This window comes from Methanomicrobium sp., assembly GCF_055145805.1.
This window is the reverse complement of the sequence record NZ_JBSREC010000112.1, coordinates 1-6,143: the sequence shown is the minus strand read 5'-3', so window position 1 is coordinate 6,143 and position 6,143 is coordinate 1. Positions and strand designations below refer to the sequence as shown.

General features: G+C 41.5%; 7 protein-coding genes. 4 read left to right on the top strand and 3 right to left on the bottom strand.

Annotated features, from left to right (window positions below):
- On the top strand, positions 1 to 1,575 hold a 1,575-nt coding region (locus ACTB1O_RS10370; protein ID WP_462995062.1), incomplete at its 5' end, for an acetate--CoA ligase family protein.
- 271 nt (positions 1,576 to 1,846) lie between these two features.
- Here ACTB1O_RS10370 and ACTB1O_RS10365 read toward each other — a convergent pair.
- On the bottom strand, positions 1,847 to 2,161 hold the full coding sequence (locus ACTB1O_RS10365) for a transcription factor S (protein WP_462995061.1): 315 nt from the start codon (positions 2,159 to 2,161) through the stop codon (positions 1,847 to 1,849).
- 168 nt (positions 2,162 to 2,329) lie between these two features.
- Between ACTB1O_RS10365 and artA the strand changes: the two genes are divergently transcribed.
- Entirely contained in the window at positions 2,330 to 3,142 is an 813-nt protein-coding gene (artA, locus tag ACTB1O_RS10360) for an archaeosortase A (RefSeq protein ID WP_462995060.1), read from the top strand.
- On the opposite strand, the gene ACTB1O_RS10355 is transcribed toward artA, so the two are convergent.
- Positions 3,117 to 3,758 carry a CDP-alcohol phosphatidyltransferase family protein gene (locus ACTB1O_RS10355; protein WP_462995059.1) on the bottom strand — a complete coding sequence of 214 codons (642 nt, stop codon included), beginning with the start codon at positions 3,756 to 3,758 and terminating at the stop codon, positions 3,117 to 3,119. The genes artA and ACTB1O_RS10355 overlap by 26 nt on opposite strands.
- Positions 3,759 to 3,953: 195 nt before the next feature.
- On the opposite strand from ACTB1O_RS10355, the gene ACTB1O_RS10350 reads away from it, so the two are divergent.
- Positions 3,954 to 4,637 carry a dihydrofolate reductase family protein gene (locus ACTB1O_RS10350; RefSeq protein WP_462995058.1) on the top strand — a complete coding sequence of 228 codons (684 nt, stop codon included), beginning with the start codon at positions 3,954 to 3,956 and terminating at the stop codon, positions 4,635 to 4,637.
- Between the two features lie 2 nt (positions 4,638 to 4,639).
- The gene (gene sppA, locus ACTB1O_RS10345) at positions 4,640 to 5,470 is read left to right on the top strand and encodes a signal peptide peptidase SppA (RefSeq protein ID WP_462995057.1); all 831 of its coding nucleotides are present in this window, start codon (positions 4,640 to 4,642) and stop codon (positions 5,468 to 5,470) included.
- Between the two features lie 18 nt (positions 5,471 to 5,488).
- On the opposite strand, the gene truD is transcribed toward sppA, so the two are convergent.
- The coding region (gene truD, locus ACTB1O_RS10340; protein ID WP_462995056.1) for a tRNA pseudouridine(13) synthase TruD at positions 5,489 to 6,143 on the bottom strand (655 nt) is incomplete at its 5' end.

The window sequence follows — 6,143 nt, the reverse complement described above, 5'->3', positions numbered from 1 at the left end:
TCCGGTTACAGAGGTTCTGCGCCAAAGGATGAGGAGACTCTTGTAAAGACAATTATGAATGTCTGCCGCGCCTTTGAGGAGAATGATGAATTAAAGGAGTTTGACATTAATCCCCTAAGACTCTATGAGTCCGGAGCATGTGCTGTGGATACAGCATTTATCTTCAGTGATGAGCAAAAAACCGGTTTAAAAGATGCAGAAGAGGTTGATGTCAGCATATTTGATCCAAAATCAATTGCTGTAATTGGTGCATCGGAAACACCCGGTAAGATGGGATATGCTGTTATGCATAAACTCTCAACATTCCCCGGAAAATTATACCCTGTAAATCCCAAAAGGGATGTGATTATGTGCTTTAAGACACGTCCGAGCGTTCTTGATATAGAAGGGGATGTTGATATGGCTGTTATTACTGTTCCGTCAGCTCTTGTTCCCGGGGTTATGGAAGAGTGCGGCAAAAAGGGCGTAAAAATAGCTGTTGTAATAACGGCAGGATTTAGGGAGATGAATGAAGAGGGCAGACAGCTTGAGGAGGATACGGTTGCAATTGCAAAGAAGTACGGCACAAGAATTGTCGGTCCCAACTGTCTTGGCATAATCTCTCCCCACAAGGGATATGACACAACATATGTCCAGAGATCACCTGCGCCCGGAAACATTGCATTTCTCTCCCAGAGCGGTGCCATTGTAAACGCGGTTGTTGACTGGAGTTTAACACACAATGTAGGATTCTCTGCTGTGGTTTCGGTTGGAAACCAGGCTGATCTTAATTTCTTTGACTATCTCCACTGGGCTGAGGCTGATCCGAATACCGAAGCGATCATCATGTACATTGAGGAGATCAACAACGGAAAGGGTTTTTTGGATGTTGTATCAAGAATTGCAAAGACAAAGCCTGTTGTTGCAATAAAGTCCGGTTCGTCTGAGCGGGGCCGTGCCGCTGCCGCATCCCATACCGGCTCTCTTGCAGGAAGCTATGAGGTTTACATGGAAGCATTCAGAGAGGCAGGAGTATTAAGCGTTACAAACCTTGAAGATGCTTTTTTGGCAGCAGAATTCCTTTCACACAACAAGCACTATCCGAAGGGCAAGCGTGCAGTTGTTGTTACAAATGCAGGCGGTTTTGCAGTTCTTTCAACCGATTATGCAGAACGCTATGGTATTGAGATTGTTGATCTGCCACAGAATGTAATTGATGAGATGGACGAATTCCTGCCACCATTCTGGAATCGTGGAAACCCTGTTGATCTCCTGGGAGATGCAGATGGTGCAAGGTTTGCAAAGACATTCAGTATTCTTACAAAACATGACGATCTCTGGGACATATGTATGATAATAGGTTTCCCAAACCTTGTCTTAACATCAGAGCGTTTTGCAAAGCAGATTATGATGCTTTCCGAGTCTACTAATAAGAGAATAGTGTCCGTTCTGCTTGGCGGTGCAGAGATGAACGGCGGTCGTGAAATCCTAAGGGAGAATAAGGTGCCTCCGTTTGAAGAGCTTGAGACTGCATTCCGTGTTGTCGGAAGAACCCTTCAGAGTAAATACCGCGTCAAGGGACAGGGACTGTTCTGAAAATAATTATTTTTTTCCTTTTTATAAAACGCCCTGAACTTACACGTTTTTGCGCTTATTATGGCAGCCGGCTTAAACGCCATCCTTTGGGCTGCCTCAGCCAAAATTAAACAGGATTTATGAGTTAAAACACAGGAATCAGGAAGAAAAATCGTGCTCTTTTGAATTATGCTAATAATCAGGTTAAATCTTTAGAAAAATAAAGAGATATCAAATTCTCTTATAAATTCCGGGAAAAATTTAATTAAAAATAAAGTGGGAAAATAATTATTTAGTCGTATTCACGCCATGTGAATTTGCATTTTGTGCAGCGGAAGAAGCGAACCTCACTTTCATCAGCTGAACGGAGCTGGCGAAGCCACCATTCAGCGGTTTTGTTGCCGCACTCAGGACATTTTACTTCAGTTGTCGGCATCGTTGACATCTGATTTTCCTCATCAACGATAATTATCTCTTTTTCAACTCTCTGTCTTGTTTTCTGAAGTTGTGACTTGTCTGAGACATCTTTTTCAAAATCACATCTCGGGCATTTGAGTTTTCCACCTATTGATTTCAGCATACTTTTGCAATTTGGACAGAACATCATTGGCTATATTATTCGTCTCTATTTGATTAATCATTATGGATTCTGTCAGATGAAATTATAATTTCTATGAGGGGGCTGTATTAATCCGTATAAAAACTTAAATTAAGAATTTGTTCTGAAAATTTGTTCATGTACGTTTTTATGGAATTAATGCCAAGATTATAACCAATGGAAGCTCTTTTGGTTTTTTTATCTGCCCTCGCATTTATAGGATTTCTCCTGATACCGGGAAGCATAAAAAAATACTTTGCAATTGCGGGCTGGATACTTATAATACTGGCGTTAATAGCGGATTTTTCATATTATATATCTGAAGAGAGCAATTTTTTATATCCTGTTCTCGGGATACTGGGAATACCTTTTCTTGCAATAACTGTGTCGGAGTTGTTAAAAGAAAATAAATATGTCATATACTTAAGCCGCGGCGCGGCGATTGCATTTTTGATCTATTTTCCCTTCGCATATATACCGGCAGCGGGGGATTTTTTAATTGCATGTGTTACAGATCAGGTCTATGCCCTGGGAATACTCTTCGGACTTCCTTTTAATGAAACGGCGTGGAATACGCTTGAATATAACGGATTCCGTGTTGAGATTATACTTGCATGTACGGGAATTCAGAGCATTGCCATAATGCTTGGTCTTGCATACTGCATTCCGACAGAGAATAAACAGAAAATTCTGGCATTTCTTTTAATTACGCCTGTAATATACATTTTAAATCTTCTAAGAAATGTTTTTGTAGTCGCGGCATGCACAGGCCAGTGGTTTCAGTATCTTCCTGGGATAGCCTCAAATGGGGAATATGGTTATGAAAGTTTCTTCTGGGCGCATAATGTGATGGCAGAACTCGGGGCACTTGTATTTCTGATAGTACTTGCACTTGGATTGTTCTCGGTTATTCCCGAACTGGGAAGTTTTGCAGACGGTCTGATAAAAGTGTATATGGAAAAGATCAAAGGTGTCTGTAGAGGTAAATAACCCTCTGGAATGCCGAGAGATTTGTACAGATTGCAATTATCACAATTGCCGGTATGATAAGACCGCTAAGACCTCCGAGAACCAAAAATATTATTGTCTCCGGTCTTCCGAAAAAGCCGACTCTCTCTAAGGGATCGTCAATTTTTCCGTCTTCTCTCTTTTCAAAACCCACTTCCGCATATGTGACCGGTTTTATGAAAGTGTTCATGAGAGAACCGATTATTGCAAGAGCGACTACTGCAAAGTCAAGTATGTAACCGTTTATTCCGTTTAATGTGATAAACGGGCTTATAATCGCAATTCCTGAAAGACCAATTCCCAAAATAACTATACTGTCTACATACTTGTCAACAACCCAGTCAAAAACAGCCCCGAATTTGCTTTCGTTGCCTGTCTTTCTTGCAACAGTGCCGTCAACAAGGTCAAGCAGGGCAGATAAAATCAGAAAGAGTGCTCCTAAAGCGAAAAACTGCCTGAAGAAGAGATACGCAGTGATAAGGCCGGCTATTAAGGACATAACCGAGATCATATTGGGTGTGAGCCTTAATTTTATGAATATATCTGCAACGGGCTCGAGGCATCCGATAAATTTTGGTCTTAACGCAGTAATATTCATATCTTAATTATTTGGAATCACTGGCTTAAAGGTTTCACTAAATTTTCCTGAATTATTTTTTGTAATGGGCATTTTACTCACATTGCAACAAATCTTTAAGAGGCAAAATTTTTGAATATCTGAATCTTTCTGTGTAAATTTATAGGGCTAACTTCTTTACTGATACAGAACAATAAACCTCTTAGAAAGATTGTCATGGCAGAAGAGAATAGAAGACCTCATGTTATGATAATGTCGGAGATTACCGTTGATGGTAAACTGACATTAAAAAAAGGTGCATCCAGCAAAATACTGATGAAATACATGGATCCTGAAACTGATCTGCTTCTCCATAAAACAAGGGCTGAATATGACGCAATAATGGTGGGTTCAAATACAATTAAGATTGACAACTCATTTTTAACAGTCCGTTATGTGGAGGGAGAAAATCCTGTAAGAGTCATTCCAAACAGCACAGGGGACATCCCTCTTGATTCAAATGTTTTGGGCAGTGATGCAAAGACAATTGTTGCTGTGAGCAAAAAAGCACCTTTAGAAAGAATTGAGGCGATAAAGGAAAAAGGCGCAGATGTTGTATTCTGCGGAGAGGATAAGATCGAATTACCGCTTTTAATGGAAATCCTCTATTCAGAATATGATGTCAGAAAAATGATGGTCGAGGGCGGCCCGACTTTAAACTACTACATGCTTCAGGACAGGCTTGTTGATGAAGTGAGGCTCATTCACCTGCCATTTATTGTCGGCGGCGCTGATACCCCCTCTCTTGTCGGCGGTATGCATATAGATTCCGAGGAAGAGATGTTTCGTCTGACTCTCAAAAGTCATTATATGTGTGGGACAAATCTCGTAACAGAGTATGATGTAATGTACGGTGAATAGGCATGTCATGGCTTGACAAAGAGATAGGTAAGGCAGAAAAGGCAAAGCTCCGCAAAAACGGCATAAAATGGTTTGTGGCGGGAATTTTTTTAGCTATAGTATTATTTGCTGTTTTCTCACTGTTTCCTTATGCACAGGACGGAGGAGTGAAAGTAATCCGTGTTGAAGGAACGCTCATTACGGGAAATATATACAGCGGAGGATATGCGGGAAGCGATTATGTCGGAGCCCAGATTAGGGCCGCTGCTGATGATCCCCTGACTGAAGGGATTGTTCTTCGTGTAAACAGCCCTGGCGGCTCTCCTTCTGCTTCACAGGAGATTATAAGAGATATAGAATATGCAAAGACAAAAAAGCCGGTTGTTGTATCAATGGGGGATATGGCTACCTCTGCAGCTTACCATATAAGCTCCCATTCAGACTGGATATTTGCAAATCCTGATACCATGACCGGCAGTGTCGGAACAATCTGGACCTTTTATGACACCAGTGAATCGCTTGACAGGGAGGGGGTCTCTGTTGCCGTTGTTAAGTCCGGTGATCTAAAAGATCTCGGAGCAACATTCCGCGGCCTGAGCGATGAAGAGCTTGAGTATGTCCAGAAGATGGTTGATGACAGCTTTGAGTTGTTTATATCTGATGTTATATCCGAGAGAAATATTGACAGGTCTGATATTGAAGAAGCACAGCTAATACGTGGTCAGGATGCATTAGCTCTCGGACTTGTGGATGAGATGGGAAATCTGTTTGATGCAATTGAGTTTACAAAAAATTATGATAGTAATTCCCCTCTCGTAACAGAGGAAAAATCAGCTGAAAATAAAACAAAATGATGCCTGAATCCTATCTTTTCAGGCCATATTTTTAGGATCGCTTTTCATAATCTCCCTGCAGACTGTTGTTGCATACTGTCCGGGAGGAAGGGTGAATTCAAGTATTATATCATTCTCTCTGATCGAGCCGCTGACTTCTGTCTTCAGAGAAACAGGCCTTAAAGCACCTGTGAATCTTGCGCCGATTATATCTGATAAGTTTGAATAACTCTCTTTTGTGATATTTAAATCATCCATTATAGCGGAGGCAAAACTGTCCATATATCCTTTATGCTCAAAATCCTCTGAACCCGGCATGTATATTGCAACCGTGCACTTTCCTCTTTTTATGTGAACGCCTGCGGTTTTTATGTTCCTCTGATCCACGAGATCTTCCCTGCCGCCCGGGAACAGAAGTCTGTCCCCGGTTTCCGGTTTAAATATATCTCCGTCCGTCTCCCTGATTCTGAGGCTTAGGATGCGGTTGAAGAGGTACGACTGAAAGGCGCTTACAAACATTGAGAGAAGTTTTGGCGGGATTGTGGTAAGAGCACCTTTATAATCTCCCGGCTTTTCGACAAGGTGGTGAAGCATCGAGCGTTCATAGTGCATATGTACAGGCATAAGATTCAGTGCCTCTTTTGGATCTTCGGTCTCCTCAAAGTATGCTCTTGCAAGTCTTGTCTCCTCGTGT